The sequence below is a fragment of the Bacillota bacterium genome (genome assembly GCA_030705925.1).
Lineage (GTDB): Bacteria > Bacillota > Clostridia > Oscillospirales > Feifaniaceae > JAUZPM01.
This window is the reverse complement of the sequence record JAUZPM010000024.1, coordinates 1-18,185: the sequence shown is the minus strand read 5'-3', so window position 1 is coordinate 18,185 and position 18,185 is coordinate 1. Positions and strand designations below refer to the sequence as shown.

Below are 18,185 nucleotides of genomic sequence, written 5' to 3'. Positions count from 1 at the left end.
ATTACTTTAGTCAGCGCTAATTAATCAAATCAGATTTTTTTAGCAGCCTTTGAACAATTGTTGCAACTTCAGCACGCGTAACATTGCTCTTTGGTGTTATCAAGCAATTTTCTCCTTCACCGAACACAACTTCTGTCTTAAGACATGCCGCGACACTTTCCTTCGCGTAATCGGATATATCTTTTCCATCAGAAGACTTTGAAAGAATAGTATTTACATCGCCGTCTGAAAGATCAAGTTTTAGCCCGGTAACCTTCATAGCTCTTGCAATCATTGCCATTGCCTGTTCACGTGTAATCAAATCATTCGGGCCGAATTTCCCATTTCCGTAACCGTTAATGATTCCATAAGTCTCGGCAGTTTCGATATAACCGCAGAACCAATCCGAGCTGCCCACATCAGTGAAAGAATTATCACCCATAAATTGCGGCAGACCCAAAGCTCTTACGATTATTGCGGCAAACTCTGCTCTGGTCATGCTGCGGTCAGGATCGTAATTTTTATTGCCGACACCGTTTACAACAAGCCTTGAACCCATATCGTTTACCGCATCCTTTGCCCAATGATTCTGCATATCTGAAAATTCAATCGGGTTCCAGATCACGAAGTAAGTGCTGTTTGTAAGACTGTTTATCTTTGCGTAATAATGTCCGTCTATTACTGTGACTTGAGTCGGAATATGACGAATTGTCCCGTCTGGGTTTAACGTAACGCCAGTTGTAATTTTTGTGGGATCTACTCCGTCTGGAATAGCTATTGTTCTTTCAACATAGGAGTTGAAATGTGATATGTTGACTGTTTTTCCGCCGTTTGAACATTGAATGTCAAAGTCGACTGGTTGAACCGCAACTGAAAATCCACCTTTTACTGATGATTGTTCTACTATTGTTGCTGTTTCCGCAGCTGGTTTTGAAATGCTGACGTTCACTTTAATATCTTTTAATGTTACATCTGATCCAAGCTGTTTTGATACATCATCTATGTTAATTTCCGAAGCTGGCAATGTATATGAAGCTGAATCGGTTTTTATTTCTAGAACGCTTTCCTTTTGCTCCATATTTTTTACCATCTGCCCATTTAGTTCGCCTACAACAACATCTGCATTTCCGCTTACCGGAATGATTACTGATGGATTATCGCTACCATTAAGGATATTTTCTAGTTTGCCTTCGTCCACAGAAACAGTGGTAACCGACTGACCGCTTGCAGTTGTTGTTGTACTCGAAGTTCCAACAGTCGGCGTACCGGTATTGCTTTGGTCATTAGAATTTGAGCCGCCTTGGCTTCCGCCACTTGATCCGCCGCCAGAGATATATTGCTGCCATTTAGCGTATACGGTTACATTTCCATTAATTGTGTATGGAAATTCAATTGCCTTACCGCTGCTATCTTTAGAGCTATACCAGCCGATGAAACTAAACCCGGAAAGATTCGGCTTATTCGGCGCTTGAATCACAGTGCCCGATGCAGCGTAAATAGGATCAATCGCGCTTCCGCCATTTGAATCAAAGGAAATAATGTATTTAACATCTACTGATTCAGACTCTGAATGCAGGCTTTTGCCATCGATATATTTCTTGCGAATATTGATTTGGCTTTGATAATCAGAAACAGGAATTTTGCCGGAATTAAGTTCTTTATAAGTTATTCCATCCAGACTATATTCATAAGCTGTTCCGTTTTCCAGCCCGGAAATGCTTATTTCATTTTTATTATCGTTTATCACGGCGCTTAAGTTTGTCGGTGCCGCTTCTCTTTCTGGAATTAAAATGCTTGTCACATCTGAATCGACCATATATCCTGACTTTATAGTCTTAAAGGTTATGGTTTTGCCAAGCAATGAAGAAATCGGCATGTTGTCTCCACACGGATTCCAATCACCGCCGTCTATACTGTAAGCCACTATGGATGTTGTGTTAATAGTCTCACTATTATAGTTAATATTTAGTTCAGGGACTTTGTTTTTAATTTCGCTCACCGTTACGCTTTGTGAAATAATATTTCCCAGGTAATTCTGGCTTAAAATATAGTTCGTGCCGGTCTGTACATACGTAGTTGGAAGGGCTGTATATGCAGGGGCGTTATTTGCCGCAGCAGTTGTTCCAACCGCATCGTCCGGCCATACTGCAGTCAAAGCTGAATACCCATTTATATATTTCAACAAATCATTTTGGGATGCATTTTGTGCATCGGTTGCGTTAATTTGCGGTATTACTGCTGTTGTATAAGTAAGTTTATCAGGATTGACAACATCATAACTTATTTTAACGTCTTGATATTTAGGCGCATATCCTTGTTTAAAGTAAACTCGAACAGTAATAGTCTGTGCGGAAGATGTGGCGGTATTATAATCTGAGGGGAATGTCCAATCTGACGTTTTTGTCGCATCCGCATCAACTGTTTCGTCAAACTGATTCGTCACCAAAGCTGACAATAATTCCGCCGCGTCGGTAGAGCCGGCTTTGATTTTAGCAGAAACATTTTGCAATGTTTTTGCTGTAAGCGGCTGGAGTGTAACGGAAATAGACACAGTCAAATTTTTGTCGTTGTTGAGTTCGTTGTTTCCGGTTAGATCGATTGTTCCGGTCAGAGTCTGTGTACTTAAAGTATCCGGCTTATACCCAGACCAGATTACAGGAACGTTTCTCACAACTTCGCCGCTTACACCCTGTACTGTAACTTGAACGCTTACCGGAAGACCTAAGTCTGACTGCGCTGTTCCGTAAGGCTTGCTTTCGATTGCAGACGGAGCGGATACGCTTAAAATACCTCTTGTATTCACAGCAACGCTGGCGGTTTGGCCAGTTATAGAATTATATTTATTTGCGTCATCTCCGGATGGTGTAAAGCTGTATGTTGCCGTTTTTGTGCCTGCAGTCGTGGAACTGAAAGAATCATTTTTATCCCAGGAAAGCGTGCCAGCTATGGTGTTATCCGTCCTGCTAAGATTTGAATCTCGCAGACTGTCGCCAACATAAATACTTGTTGCGGTTACATTGCCGATGTTCGGCGTTGCTTTGCCCGGTGTAAAAGTATATGTAGCAACTATTGGATCGTAGTTATTGTCTCCTGCCTTTGTTGCAGTAATAATAACGTCACCTATGCCGTTAATATTTACTGTTCCGCTTTGAGTAATCACAGCTCCGCCAACAGCAAGCCATGATATATCTCCCGCACCGCTGCCTCCCGAAGTTGCAAGCGTAAAGGTGTCTCCGTAAACCGTAGTTTCCGGTTTATTAATAATGAGCAAGTCTGATTGGGCTGCTTTAGAAATTGTAACTGTTTTAGTCTTAACAGCCTCATTATAATTCGTGGTTGCCGAAAGAGTTGCGGTAACAGTATATGTCCCGGCGTTGCATGGCGCCTGTGTGGTGCTACCTGTAATCCCCTCGCCAGTATAGGAATAAGCTATGCTGCCTGACCCTTCTGTAACTTCTGTAGTTGGTGCCAAGGCAGAACCGTCATATGTCTTATTGTCACATACGATGTCCGATATAGCTGCATTTGCTTTATTCACTGTCACCTCGGCGGGAATTGTTGCAATGTTATAGTTTGCCAAATCATCAGGTGTGAAAACAAGATTTTTGCTATACGGAGTTGCCGATGCATCAGGCTTATTGCTTGAGTCTTGTATGCTGAAGGTGCCTGCTACCGTTGTCTCTGCTTTTGATACGTCAATTGCATTGCCGAATATCTGACCATAAGTTATATCTGATACAGTCGGCCATGCTGAGACTATTGGAGTAGCTTTATTAACGGTAACTGATGTAGGATTAGATACAACATTATAATTTGTTGTATCAGATGGCGTGAATATTAAGTTTTTAGTATATGGCGTTGCAGAGGCATCAGGCGTTTTGCCTGCATCCTCAATGCTGAATGTGCCGGAAACACTTGCTGAAGCTTTAGAAGAATCGATAGCGTTTCCAAAGGTTTGGCCATAGGCTACCGCTGATACAGTTGGCCATGCTGAGACTGTTGGAGTTGCCTTATTAACTGTAATAGTTGCCGGGAACGTAACGGCTTCATAATTATCTGTATCCGTTGGAGTAAATATTAAGTTCTTGGTATATGGCGTTGAAGATGCGTTCGGGACAATTGTTTCATCCTCCACACTGAATGTACCGGAAATACTTGCATTTGCTTTAGATATGTCAATTGCATTGCCAAATATCTGACCATAAGTTATATCTGATACAGTCGGCCATGCTGAGACTGTTGGAGTTGCCTTGTTTACGACAAGCGTTAAGGTAGTCTCTGCATATTTTGAAGTATCCAAAGTATCAGCTGCCCTGATCGTAAAGTTATATGTTCCGGCCTGAGTTGGTGTTCCACTGATACTATGGTCTGCGCTGTCGAATGACATACCGGCAGGTAATGTCCCAGTAATCAAATATGTATACGAACCGGATCCGCCCACTGCAGGATTTAGAGTAACTGTACTGTAATTTGCATTATACGTTGCATTTGCGAGTGTTGTTGCCGCTAAACTTACATCGCTGACTGCAACTGCAGAGGTAAATTCACTTTCCACTGCTGCACCGGTTGTATTACCTGCTGATGCAACAGGCGTGACCTCAAAGCTGATAAACTTCCCAAAATCTGCCGGGGCAAGTGTGTACGTGCTATCATATGCATCGGTAATCTCTTGTTTATTTAAGCCCTGCGCGTCATCCGAGCGGTACCACTTAAAGGTGCTTGTACCTTGCGGATCGTTTTCTGCGTCAGAATACTTATATTGTCCTGTCAAAGTCTGGCCCACTGTGCATGTACCGGCAATAGTAACCTGCGATGCAGTCGGTGCTGAATTTGGCGCCATATCCGTCGTAAAAGCCCAAGTTGTGCTGCTATCAATTGCATCACAGCCGTTTCCAGAGGCGTTTTCGAATGCGCCCGAATCCACGATTATATAATAAGAAGTGTTATATGCAAGTTTTTGCGGCAGGGTAACGGTTACTGTATTCCCTGAAGAAATTGAACTATCTGCGCCAACCTTGCAGGCTATTGTGTCATTAGCCGCATTCATCACAAAGATGTATTTTCCAGATATACCGGTGACTGGTTCGCTGAACGTCAGGTTAAGCTGCGTGTCGTTAGGAACTGCAGTTGCTCCGTTAGCAGGAGAAAAAGAGTTTGTCGTGGCATAAGAGTCTTCCCATACCGGCAGGCCATCGTTTACTCCGGACTCGTAATTCCAACCTTTTGCCTTCGCAATAGAAAATGTACTTGGAATAACGCTTCTTCCGTCGTTAAGTGCATCGAGAATATTGGCAGCTGTTGTATTTTCAGAGCCGTTATTATACGGAATGGTCGACGCCCCACCCTGGAGAACCTGATTTGATAGTCCTGCAAAACTTGTGGATGTATTGACGAGCGTTTTTTCTTTGCCTTCGAAATCTATTCCCTTGCCTATGCCCGGTAAAGACGTATTGTCTGTATTCCAGTAATAATTCTCTGCCGTGCTGCCATCGGCCTTTCCGCCAATAATGGTGCCTAAGAAAGTAGCTGAAGTATTTCCTGATGAGGAAAGGGAAGCCGTAGAGTAGCAGTTTGCCAGATTACTGCCGTCACGAATTGCTCCGGCTATTCCGCCTCCAAATATATGTCCGTAACCATATGAGTTATTGCCTTTTATCGAGATGCTTCCCCGGCTGAAGCAGTTAAACACGCCGGCACCTTCATTATTGCCAGGAGATATAGAACCTATGATGCCTCCTATAGCGAAGGAACACAGGGTATTGTTTGAGTCTTCAACCGTTACGTTTAGATTTACGTTTGACGAGCAGTTCATAATAGGGCCTGTATAGCTGTATCCGATTATACCGCCGGCAAAAATGCCTTCCTGTGCATAGCTTGACATTCCATTCTTCAACGTCACAGTAATATTTCCTGTGACATTAAGGTTTTTGAACGCCTTTGAATCCAACACGCCGAACAACCCGATATTCCTTTTTTGCGCTGTTATGCATAGATTCGAAATAGTATGGTTTTTTCCGTCAAAACAGCCTGAAAACCACTGATATCCGATATTTCCGCCGATCGGTTCCCACTCGTGTCCGCCAAGATCAATATTACGGGTTAGTACTATGGTTTTACCAGACATACCGGTTGCAGTTTTTCCGTCTGTTCCGTTAATTAAATTTGCAAAGCCCTTAAGGTCAGCGCCGGTGCTGATATAAAACGTACTTTGTGAACCGTTGCCATACCAGCTATAGGATGCGCTGGTCCCGTCCCATACGTCTGTACTTGCATCGGGCTCGTACACGGTGATATCCGGTGAAGGCGACGATACCTGACCCAGATCATCAACAGCATAAATCTGATATGTACCATCAGCAAGACTGGCAGTATCAAAAGAACGAACGATGCCTGCCGCACAAACTGTTGATTTGCCGCCGTTTGCTAATGAGGCAATTAGTTCTGATTTTTGAGTATAATTTGTCTCGGGCTTAGGAACAAGATAGAGTGTTCCGTTCTTACTGCTCATTCCAGTCACAGCTCCGCCTTTGATTACGGACGTAGAGATGTGTGAAATGAGTGGAATAGAGGTATCCTGCCCTAGAAAATCGGGAACGGGATAGCCATTTGATCCGTATGACCAGTTTTTTGCCGTTACCCCGTTGGGAAGCGCGGTAATTGCTGCACGTCCGCTGTTTAAAGCTTTTATTACAGCGTCTGTGCTGCTTGCAGGTATATTTTCATTGTCAGAATAATCATTACTGTAAGTTAAATCAGTATTGCAAGCGCTGCCTTTGAGAACTGCGTCTGAAATTTCCTCGCAGTTTGTTTGAGCGTTTGAACCGCCGTCAGAGCCGTAAATAGCATGTTTGCTTCCAGCCCAGAAAATATTATTTAAAGTAGCATGAGCGCAAGCGCCTGCAATATCTCCTATTTTTGCGCTTCCTGTAAAAGTCGGAACTGCCACAGACGAGCAGCAATTGACTATTCCTCCATATCTGATTCCTCCGGTAAGTCCGCCAGCATATAAATTTGCTGAATCTACTGAATTGTCTGCCGAGATAGTTCCATTAGCAGCACAATTTAAAAGAGAACTACAGTAGCCCGCTAAACTGCCGACGTATGCATTGTCGGGACAACTGGCAACTGTAATATTCATATCGGCACTGCAGTTTATTAGCTCGCCATAAGTCATTGCCACGATTCCGCCTGCGTAAAATTCATTTCCCGAAAGCGTTATGTTACCGGTAACTCTAAGATTTTCGACCATAGTTTCGGTATAACCTATAAGCCCTGCCATGGACGCCGCTGTTGTCGAAGATAAATTCGAAATCGTGTGATAATTCCCGTTGAATATGCCGCCGAAGTAATCCAAACCGATAGGAGTCCATTCCTTTGAGCCTAAATCAATATCATTGGTAAGTTCAATAGTCTTTCCGGCAAAACCATATTGCGTTTGCCCGTCTTGACCGTTTGTTATGTTAGCCAGACCTCTAAGCTGTGCTGCTGTGCTTATATAAAATGTACTTGCAGAACCATTTCCATACCATGAGTAGTCTGCCGGCATCAAAATATTAATGCTATGCGACGGCAAGGATAACTGGCCAAGGCTGTCAACGGCATAGATTTGGTAAAGCCCCGGCTCTAATCCCGCAGTCCCGATCGGGGTCAATATTTCTGTTGAGCATGCCTCTGTTTTCCCTTGGGCAACCGCCGCATCAAGTTCAGATTTCAAAGTATAATCAGCAGCTGGTTTTGGAACAAGATAAAGTTCTGCGTCTTTATTGCATTTAACGTTAATGTTCCCGCCCAAGCTTACCGCGGTTGTTACATCTGAAAGTAGCGGTGCTCCGTTATCAGCCGGTGTAAAATTTATCGTAGGATAACCATCTGTATCATATGTCCAGTCTTTTGCTGAAACCCCGTCCGGCAATCCATCTATTGCTGTCCGACCATAATTAAGAGCTTTAATAATAGCGTCTGATGTATTTTCATCTATTATCATACTGTTTGAAGAATTCGTACTGAATGAAAGACCGCCTGTACAAGTGCCGCCCTTAAGCACTGAGTCGGGAAGACCCTTTACATTGTAAACCTCGACATTGTCTCCTGTTTGTGCAGACCAGCTGCTTATAGTGTCAGGTCCATAAATATTTTTAAGTAATACTGTTTGGTCGCTGCCTTCAGCGTAACTCACTGCGCCATCTAATGGCACACTTGTTATATCAGATACATCAATCGTATTGATGCAGTTAATTATATTTCCTTCACTATAACAGGAAATCCCTCCGAATTGCAGGTTCGATAAATCACTGGCAGTGCTATTTTGCACATTGCCGGCAGCCCTGCAGTTTGCAATTGTTTTACAATTAATTCCTACTAGGCCACCTAAAGTATTACCATCGTAATTTATGTTATTAAGCGAAAATTGTATATTGGAACAACAATTTATGACTGTTCCCACGTTAAAGGCCGCTATTCCCCCTGTAAGCAGTGTAGATGATGTAACTGCAACATTTCCAGTAACCTTTAGGTTTTCTATGATTCCTGCGTTATAGCCGAATAATCCATTCATATCTGTAGCAATACATGATCCGTCAGAAGTCGCAAGCCCGGAAATTGTATGAAAGTTTCCGTTGAATATGCCGCAAAACTGTGGATTTGTAGCTTCTGTCTCTGCACCAATCGGAGCCCAAGCCTTTTGACCCAAATCAATATCAGCAGTTAATATTATTGTTTTTTCGCTGAAATTATAAGGCGTTTGATTGTCACAGCCATTTACGATATTAGCGAATCCGACAAGATCTGAGGCTGAACTGATTTCAAATGTTGAGGCAGAGCCGTCACCAAACCATGCATAGTCTGCGGTTGTACCGTCAACGCTGTCACTGTCAGCTGCATAAACCGCCGGCGGCATAATGTAAGTAAGCATTAAAACGCAGCTTAGCAGTATGCTCAGAGATCTTTTTAATTTCTTCATTTTGTTTCCCCCTTAATCTTTTCTTATCCTTTTTCCATATCCAAACTTTCTGCATTCAACTATTGTAGCAACTTCAAGATTTGCACCATTAGGGAGTGATGTCCACACCTCACAATATGAGCAAATATTTTTACTTGCAGTTGAACAATCGAAACTTAAACATCTTCCCAAACAAGGAAATTGGCCTTCAGTAACAAAACAATCTGCATCAATGTTTTCATCAATTTCTGAAGGGCACTTTTTATTTATATCATCCAAACTTACACCCCCGACTTTTTAGATTTACTCATAATTATTTTAAAACATTACTAGCTAACAAAACCGCTAACAAAATACAGAAATTTCGACTTTTTTTCTATATTTTTATTTAAATATATTGTAAATTTACGATATTACATATATAAAGCATCGTAGGGAGGCAGAAATAATTGAATAGTATATCAAGCGTTAGGCTAACGGTGCCAAAGACTGCTGCTGGCGAAATTATCCGTCAGAATCTTATAGATACTGTCCTAAACGCTCAGATAAAATTCGTGCATATCCAAGCCGGAGCAGGATATGGAAAAACCACTTTTTTATCACAGATCGCGAACTTTTCAACGAAAGCTGTATGGTTTTCCCTTGCAGGCGAAAGTGATATCTTAACTTTCGTAGATGGTTTAAGCAAGGCAATAAGGATTACTTTCCCAAATTATGATTTTGCGGTATCAGAATATCTGCCCTTTATAAATAAAAATAATTTTACAACTCTCCTTGCAAACGCTGTAATTTGCAGTATGGAAAAACTTCCGGAAAACTTTACGCTGATTTTAGATGATCTTCATACTGTTAAAAGCTATCAGATATATGAGTTTATTGCCTGCTTTATGAAATATGCCCCTAATAACATACATGTTTTTATAGGAAGCAGAGAATCTCTGCATAAGGAGCTTTTGCCTTTTTATTTAAAAGGAAACTTACTAAAGCTCAATCAAAATGAGATTGCGTTTACAGAAGAAGAAACATTCAAAATCTTAGGTTATAAAGATCAAGAAATATATGCAATAACAGAAGGATGGCCGCTTGCTGTCGGTTCCCTAAGAATATTACTAGAAAACGGGGTATCTTCTGATCATGTCCTTGAGATCGCTAAAAAAACTATATATTCTTATCTTTTTTATGAATGCATCGGTCATCTGCCTTCGGAAGTAGTTGAGTTTCTGAAAGTTTCCGCCTGCTTCGAAGAATTGGATGCTCAAATGCTGGATGCTGTCTTGAATATAAAAAATTCAAGGCTAATGCTAGACAGCCTTGTATCGCGTAATATGTTTACAATAAAAACTGACAGCGGACATTATCGTTATCATGCGCTATTTAGGGATGGCTTGCTTGAAAAAGGTGATTCTAAGCTCTATGACAGCCTTCTGCAAAAGGCAGTTAAATTTTATTGTGAAAAGAAAGATTATTCAAAAGCAGCAGGATACGCTATTCAACTAGACGACAAAAAATTGCTTGAAGAAGTAATTTTGCTAAGTTATAAAAGTTTGATAAAAAGCGGTGATTTCGGAGAGCTTCGACTTTGGTTTAATGCTTTAGGAGAAGATATATCTGGGCTGGGGCCCGAAATACTTGTTTCCAAGGGCATTTTTTTATCCTGTATTGGAAATTTCACCGGTGCAAAAGAATGCCTCGATAAGGCAATTCCTCAGATAATTTCTAATAAAGAACAATTAACAGAAGCGTTGATTCACAAAGCTAGGGTGCTTCGCAATTACGTCTCTATAGAAGAATCAAACAAAGTGCTAGATAAATTAATCTCTGAAGCTGATAATCTTGCATCAGAATCAGGCTATGCCATAATCATTGAAAAATTATACAACCTATGCTGGGATTCTAAAATAACAGATGCTTTAAAACTATGTTTTGGAATGATTGAAGCATGCTCAAGAGAAGGTAATCTCAAAGTAAAGGCGTGGTTTGAAAGATATTTGAGTGCAATCTATTTTTTCTGCGGAAATATGAAAAAAACAGTGTATTATTACGAAAAGTCTCTCGAACTCTCAAACTCAGAATTGGAGTATCTGGACATGCACAACACGGGCATCTTCGCGGCAAAGGCATATCAGATGCTGGGAAATAGAAGCGAGTGCATGACAGTTTTAAACAGCGAGCTTCAAAAAATGAGAAGTACAGGAAAGTACGAAGAAATGTGGTTTGGCTATCTGTTTGCGGCTGAGATACACTATCAAGACACATGGATCAATATTGTGAATGGTATTAATTGTTCTTATGAAACAACAAAGAAATATTTTACTTTAGCCGACGAATATGCCCCACTTTTCCGAAAGACAGATTTCCAAATGCAATGGGCAAAAATGCTTAGGCTTACTTACAGTCTTATATTTACTAATGAATCGAAACAAGAAATTACAAATAAAATATCTTTGCTGCTAGATGATGCGGGTGATTATCTTAAAAGCATCATTCTCGCCAGGTTGCTTGGATACTTTGCTGCGGTGTCAGACTATCAAAATGCGGTAAAATGTTCTAAACAGTGCATAGAAATCGGTGAAAAATCAAAAATATACCTACACTCATCGCTTGCATATGGGGTAATTGCACGTTTTTATATCTCAAGCGGCACTAAAAAAGAAGCTTTGTTTTATACAGAGCGGTTTTTAACGCTTTGCGACGAAAACGGCATTTATGCATATTTTTATGCAAGAAAAGATTACGATCCCGTTTTAAAGTTCGCATATGAAAACAACATAGTGCCAGATATAACGAAGAAACTCATGGAGCTCGTAGGATATAAAATAAAAAAAGCTTATATAAAAACATTTGGCGGATTTTCTGTATTATCCTACAACCACCGAGATAGAACTCTTAAAATGAGAACAAAAAAGGAAAGAGAACTGTTAGCGTATCTCCTTGAAGCTGGCGATCAAGGAGTTTCTAAAGAGGAGATTTATGAAGCAGTTTGGCCTGAGACCGAATCGGATAATGTTAAAAAATTGATAGGCGTAAATCTGGCACAAATAAAAAAAGACCTTACAGGTCTTGGTATAGAAAATGCAGTTATATGCCATGATAAAAGATACAGCATTTGCAGGGATGAAATTGAGTGCGACTTTGAAATTTTCGAAAATAAAGCAGCAGACTTAGATAAAAAACACCCGGAAGAACTTATGGGTTTATATACAGGAGAATATCTTTCGGATTTTGAGGCGCTTTGGGCAAATTCAAAAAGAATAAAATATAAAAAGATAGTCGATGAATTAAATGCTTTGTCCAAAAAAAATTAGCCTCAAAATTTAAGTACAATTTTATCCCCTTTTAACATAGAAAGCCTCAGAGTTGCATTTTCTGAGGCTTATACAAAAATTATATATTTATTTCTTTAAAATCTTTTTTCTAATAAATAAAAATGTTTCGTCTTCGCCCTTTTCCTTAAGCATGAATAACATTTGTTCAAGAAGTTTGCGTGTTTCTGGATGGAGCATATAATGATCTCTTGATCTATCGTAGTAATCATAAGGATCGCTGTCTTTATATAGTTCTTTCCGATATGTCTTGCTTGCAGCAACCCGGTCGCAGAACATTTCAACAACATACTTTACGGGCATCTTCATACCTGCCATTCCGGACGTTTCTCCCTGAGTATAGTCGATCCAATACTCCAGGTGGTGCTTATTGCGTCCTTTATGATGCAGCCATGCACTGCTGTAGCCTCTTACCTTTCGCTCTATATTGTTAGGGCTTTGATTACCTTGAAAGTAACGCGCTCCAACTAAAAATTCAACAGGATTATATTTTGATAAGTCGTGTGTTAGCCCCTGCCAGTAAAGCCCTACACGGAAACAATTTTGTCTAACAAGTTTTTTATGGTGATTTATTGTTTTTAAATGTGATAACCATTTCATTTTTCAAATGCCCCTATATATATGTAATCTAAACTATTTTAATTCCTTTTATTAAATAAAAGCAATAGAAAATTATGCAAAAATGAAACTTCCCATGGTCCGTATATAATTAGGACTCCAATTAATTAAAAAAATTTTTTATTTTCTATTGACAAATGTCTTGTCTGAGGTATATTATAATAACATATTAATCATATATGAATTGTAATAATATTTTGGAGGTTATATTATGTCAAAGATTTATAAAAGCTTAACTGATCTTATTGGGAAAACGCCACTTCTTGAGCTTTCAAACTATGAAAAAAAGCATGATTTAAAAGCTTTAATAGCGGCAAAACTCGAATATTTCAATCCTGCAGGCAGTGTTAAAGACAGAGTTGCAAAGGCAATGCTGGATGATGCAGAAGCAAAGGGGATTTTAAAGGCAGGGTCGGTTATAATTGAGCCGACAAGCGGCAATACCGGCATAGGGCTTGCGTCTGTAGCAGCTGCAAGGGGCTATCGAATAATCCTTACAATGCCTGAGACGATGAGCGTTGAACGTAGAAACCTTTTAAAAGCTTATGGCGCGGAACTGGTTTTAACAGAAGGCGCTAAGGGAATGAAGGGTGCAATTGAAAAAGCTGATGAGCTTGCAAAAGAAATACCGAATTCCTTTATACCTGGGCAATTTGTAAATCCCGCTAATCCCGCTATCCATAAGGCAACGACCGGACCCGAAATATGGGATGATACAGACGGAAAAGTTGATTTTCTGGTTGCCGGCATTGGAACTGGCGGCACTATTACAGGAGCCGGAGATTATTTGAAATCTAAAAACCCAAATATAAAGGTTATCGCGGTAGAACCATTTGATTCACCCGTTTTATCTCAGGGTAAAGCCGGTCCTCATAAAATTCAGGGGATTGGAGCAGGGTTTGTTCCTAAAGTTCTTGATACATCTATATATGATGAAATCATTCCTGTTAAAAATGAAGATGCCTTTAAATCAGGAAGAGAGCTTTCAAAATCCGAAGGTTTGCTTATAGGCATTTCATCGGGCGCCGCACTTTGGGCAGCAACTGAAATAGCTAAAAGGCCCGAAAACAAAGGAAAGACAATTGTAGTAATTTTGCCTGATACTGGCGAGAGATACTTGTCAACACCAATGTTTATAGAGTAAAATAATATTTGATATTAATAGATAAGGGTAATATTTTACCCTTATCTGTTTGTATTTAATAGATACAAAATCAGGATGTGAACCAGGGTGAACATACTAATAACAGCCGGCGGAACAATTGAAAAAATAGATGAAGTAAGGTTTATTTCAAATAATTCGACCGGCCTACTTGGAACCAAAATTGCAGAAGCCTTTATTGCCACAGGCATAACTGATAAAGTATTTTATGTTTGCGGTAAGAACGCTGCGATTCCCCAAAACGATAAAATCACAATACGGCGGGTTGCCAGTGTAAGTGATCTGGAGACTGAATTAAAAGATATTATGTCAAAATACAAAATAGATGCTGTAGTTCACAGTATGGCTGTCAGTGACTATGCGGTAAGTGCAGTTACATCTTATGACAATATATTTAAATCAGTTAATGAAAGTCTTCAAAGTATCGACTTTAAAAAATGCACTAAGCAAGATATTTCAGAACTGATTTTTTCTGGTTTTAAAAGCGAGCCCAATATATCTGTCAGCGGAAAAATAAGCTCAGACATAGGTGATTTAGTTGTTATAATGAAAAAAACACCTAAAATTATTGGCCTGATAAAGCAGATGCAGCCGAACACAATATTAGTCGGTTTCAAACTTTTAAACAATGTTCCAGTTGATGTTCTTCTAAAAACAGGATATAGTATAATGGAAAAGAATAAATGTGATTTGGTATTTGCTAATGATTTAAAGGATGTAAATCCGGAAAATCATTCAGGATATCTTATAAAATCTGAAGGTACATATAAAAAAATAACAGGTAAATCAAAGATTGCTGCTGAAATAGTGTCAGCAGTAATAGAAATACTTAACAAGGAACGTGACACCGATGAAAAATATTCTACTAGGGGTAACGGGCAGTATTGCGGCATATAAGTCAGCGGACATAGCCAATATGCTGTCAAAAAGAGGCTACAACGTTGATGTAATAATGACTAGAAATGCCGTAAAGTTTATTGCTCCACTGACTTTGCAGAGCCTTACAAAAAATCGTGTATACTCTGATATGTTCGATGAAATCTATACAGAGGATGTAAGACATATATCTCTTGCGAAAAAGGCAGATCTTTGCATAATTGCACCTGCAACGGCTAATATAATCGGGAAACTAGCAAACGGAATTGCAGATGATATGCTTACTACCACATTACTCGCCGTCAAGGATATCCCAATCTACATTTGTCCGGCAATGAATACTAATATGTATGAAAACTGCATTGTTCAGGGAAATATAGAAAAACTTAAAAACTTAGGGTATATATTTATAGAACCAAAAGAAAGTGTACTTGCATGCGGCGATCTTGGAAAAGGTGCACTTGCCGACGTCGACAGGATTATATACACCATTGAACATGCTTTAGATAATTAAGGGTTAAATAATGGAATCAATAGCTATAACGGACATGCCAGGAATAAAGATAGGACATGCGGAAAATTTAAAAGCGGCTACAGGCTGCACAGTCATTATCTGTGAAAAAGGGGCCGTTGGCGGCGTGGATGTACGGGGCGGTTCTCCCGGAACCAGGGATACTGACGCGCTTAATCCTGTAAACAACAGAAAAGAAATTCACGCAGTTTTTCTTTCCGGCGGCAGTTCTTTCGGACTTGATGCAGCCGGAGGGGTTATGAAGTTTCTTGAAGATCATAATATCGGCAGAGATGTTGGCGTAACGTGTATTCCAAATGTCTGCGGAGCGATCTTATTTGATTTGAAATGTGGCAGCAGTGTTATACGCCCCGATGCGGAGATGGGGTACAATGCATGCGTCAACGCCTTCTCAAAGATTCCGGCAGAAGGAAGTGTTGGTGCCGGGACAGGTGCGATAATAGGGACTTCAAACGGCACTCAATATGCGATGAAAGGCGGAATAGGCAGCATAGTCTATAAAAATGGAGACTTGATTGTAGGCGCAGTCGTTGCAGTAAATTGCGTAGGTGATATTGTTGACAGTAATAGCGGAAGAATAATAGCCGGTGCGCTTAACAAGGATAAAAAAACATTCGCATGTTCAGAAGATATAATCTTATCTAGCTATCTCGACATGTCAGATATATTCAGTGGAAATACTATTATCGGTTGTGTTTTCAGCAACGCTGATTTTAATAAGGATCAAGCAACCAAACTTGCGTCGGTATGTCATGACGGCATAGCACGGGCAGTCAGACCTGCTCACTCCATGTACGATGGAGACACTATCTTTACTATGTGTACTGGTGCTGTTAAGGCAAACTTCGATGCGGCGGCGATACTTGCAGCAAAATCTGTTGAAGAGGCGATACGGCGGGCAGTTATGAATGCTGACTCACTTGGAGGATACATATCATTTAAGGATTTAAATAAAAATACCAGTTTACAGAATTGCCGCTGAAACGGCTAATATGTTGCAATTGGAGTATATTATGAAGATATCAACTAAAGGGAGATATGCACTCAGGCTGATGCTTGATCTTGCTATGAATTCAGGTGAATATACCACAATTAAGAGTATTTCAGCAAGACAGGAAATTTCAGATAAATACTTGGAACAGATTATTACTGTTTTAAGCAGAGCCGGATTTGTCAAAAGCACGCGCGGCTCTCAGGGGGGATATAAATTATCCAAGCCCGCAAAAGATTATACTGTTGGTGAAATACTAAGACTTACAGAAGGCAATCTTGTGCCTGTCGCCTGTATGGAAGATCATCCCAACGAGTGCAAACGCTGCGATAGCTGCGTTACCCTTGAAGTCTGGGAGAAATTATATGAGGCAATCAGTGGTGTTGTAGATAATATAACACTCGAAGAGCTTGTTCAAAAACAAAAAAATAAGGAGATAAATTAATGGCAAATCAAAAAAGAGTAATGGCAATACATGATATATCGTGCTTCGGCAAGTGCTCGCTTACCGTTGCTTTACCTATAATATCAGCTGCAGGCATAGAGGTCAGCGTTATTCCGACTGCTGTTCTTTCAACACATACAGGCGGTTTTACAGGGTTCACCTATCGTGATCTCACTGAAGACATTATTCCTATAGCGAATCATTGGAAATCGTTGGATTTAAGCTTTGACGCCTTCTATTCCGGATTTTTAGGGTCATTCCATCAGATTGACATTGTTTCACAGGTATTTGATAAATTCAAAACGAATGAAAATCTCATTATAGTCGACCCTGTAATGGCTGACAATGGAGTTCTTTATAAAATCTTCCCTGAAAATTTTCCTGACGGCATGAGAAGGCTTTGTGAAAAGGCTGATGTTATCGTTCCAAACATAACAGAGGCAGCCCTTTTAATTAAAGAGCCTTATAAAGAAGGCCCCTATACAAAAACATATATAGAGGATATGCTCAAGAAACTTGGCGAGCTTGGCCCGGAAAAGTTGTCCTGACAGGCGTTTATTTCGATAATAAACAGCTGGGAGCCGCAGCATATGACAGAAAAACCGGCAATATTTATTATACATTGTCTGACCGTGTTGAAGGCTATTACCATGGAACCGGTGACATCTTTGCTAGCGCCCTTACGTCTGCGCTATTAAAAGGATTTGATATTGAAAAAGCATCTAAAATTGCGGTTGATTTAACAGTCGGAAGTATTGAGAGGACAAAGAACGCCGGAACAGACGTGCGCTTTGGCGTTAACTTTGAAGAAGGATTGCCTTCGTTTGCAAAATCACTTGGGCTGAAATAGATTACTTTGCCAGATCTTTAAGAGCATTTTCTTGAAGTCTAAAAACAGTCCAGTCCGACATCGGCACAGCGCCAATTTTCTTATAGAAACCAATTGCAGGATCGTTCCAGGTTAGGCACCACCAGTCAACTCGCCCACATCCCTCATCAACAGCGATTTTGGCAAGAATCTTGAGCATTGCTTGGCCGATACCTTTACTGCGAAATGCTTCTTTTACAAATAAATCTTCAAGATATAGATTCGCTTTACCCAGAAAAGTGGAATAGTTATAAAAAAACAGGGCAAATGATGCGGGCTCTCCCTTATATTCGCCTATTATGACTTTAGCCTGATTTTTCACGAACAAAGATTTATAAAGATCCTCTTCTGTCGCAACGACCTGGTCTAGCATTTTTTCGTAAGAGGCAAGTTCTTTAATAAAACTTAGAATCTGAGAAGCATCATTTTCATCCGCAAATCTTATTAAAAAAT

General features: G+C 40.2%; 10 protein-coding genes and 1 pseudogene. 7 read left to right on the top strand and 4 right to left on the bottom strand.

Translation table 11 applies throughout. The features are described from left to right. Nucleotides 1-16: 16 nt before the first annotated feature. Nucleotides 17-8,938 carry an S-layer homology domain-containing protein gene (locus Q8865_05310; protein ID MDP4152847.1) on the bottom strand — a complete coding sequence of 2,974 codons (8,922 nt, stop codon included), beginning with the start codon at nucleotides 8,936-8,938 and terminating at the stop codon, nucleotides 17-19. Nucleotides 8,939-8,950: 12 nt separating this feature from the next. Beyond that, nucleotides 8,951-9,196: a hypothetical protein gene (locus Q8865_05305; GenBank protein MDP4152846.1), complete on the bottom strand. Its 246-nt coding sequence runs from the start codon at nucleotides 9,194-9,196 to the stop codon at nucleotides 8,951-8,953. 170 nt (nucleotides 9,197-9,366) lie between these two features. Between Q8865_05305 and Q8865_05300 the strand changes: the two genes are divergently transcribed. Beyond that, nucleotides 9,367-12,222, top strand: coding sequence for a winged helix-turn-helix domain-containing protein (locus Q8865_05300; protein MDP4152845.1), 2,856 nt, complete (start codon nucleotides 9,367-9,369; stop codon nucleotides 12,220-12,222). Nucleotides 12,223-12,309: 87 nt separating this feature from the next. Here Q8865_05300 and Q8865_05295 read toward each other — a convergent pair whose 3' ends face one another. Beyond that, nucleotides 12,310-12,840: a DUF5662 family protein gene (locus tag Q8865_05295; protein ID MDP4152844.1), complete on the bottom strand. Its 531-nt coding sequence runs from the start codon at nucleotides 12,838-12,840 to the stop codon at nucleotides 12,310-12,312. A gap of 229 nt (nucleotides 12,841-13,069) precedes the next feature. Here Q8865_05295 and cysK point away from each other — a divergent pair, with 229 nt between their 5' ends. The 6 genes and pseudogenes from cysK (at nucleotide 13,070) to Q8865_05265 (ending at nucleotide 17,714) form a co-directional block, all read left to right on the top strand. Next, entirely contained in the window at nucleotides 13,070-14,002 is a 933-nt protein-coding gene (cysK, locus tag Q8865_05290) for a cysteine synthase A (GenBank protein ID MDP4152843.1), read from the top strand. A gap of 87 nt (nucleotides 14,003-14,089) precedes the next feature. Beyond that, a complete protein-coding gene (locus Q8865_05285; GenBank protein MDP4152842.1) occupies nucleotides 14,090-14,917 on the top strand; it encodes a phosphopantothenoylcysteine decarboxylase in 828 nt (275 codons plus the stop codon). Continuing rightward, nucleotides 14,871-15,410 (top strand): bifunctional phosphopantothenoylcysteine decarboxylase/phosphopantothenate--cysteine ligase CoaBC, encoded by a 540-nt coding sequence (gene coaBC, locus Q8865_05280; GenBank protein ID MDP4152841.1) that lies wholly within the window; start codon nucleotides 14,871-14,873, stop codon nucleotides 15,408-15,410. Before Q8865_05285 ends, coaBC begins: the two co-directional genes overlap by 47 nt. A gap of 10 nt (nucleotides 15,411-15,420) precedes the next feature. After that, nucleotides 15,421-16,410: a P1 family peptidase gene (locus tag Q8865_05275; GenBank protein MDP4152840.1), complete on the top strand. Its 990-nt coding sequence runs from the start codon at nucleotides 15,421-15,423 to the stop codon at nucleotides 16,408-16,410. Between the two features lie 31 nt (nucleotides 16,411-16,441). Continuing rightward, complete coding sequence (locus tag Q8865_05270; GenBank protein MDP4152839.1) at nucleotides 16,442-16,864, top strand: Rrf2 family transcriptional regulator; 423 nt, start codon at nucleotides 16,442-16,444, stop codon at nucleotides 16,862-16,864. Further along, nucleotides 16,864-17,714 (top strand): annotated as a pseudogene (locus Q8865_05265) (pyridoxamine kinase). The gene Q8865_05270 and the pseudogene Q8865_05265 overlap by 1 nt, the downstream one beginning before the upstream one ends. A gap of 1 nt (nucleotide 17,715) precedes the next feature. Here Q8865_05265 and Q8865_05260 read toward each other — a convergent pair. Further along, nucleotides 17,716-18,185, bottom strand: a 470-nt coding sequence (locus Q8865_05260; GenBank protein ID MDP4152838.1) for a GNAT family N-acetyltransferase, incomplete at its 5' end; no start/stop codon positions are given.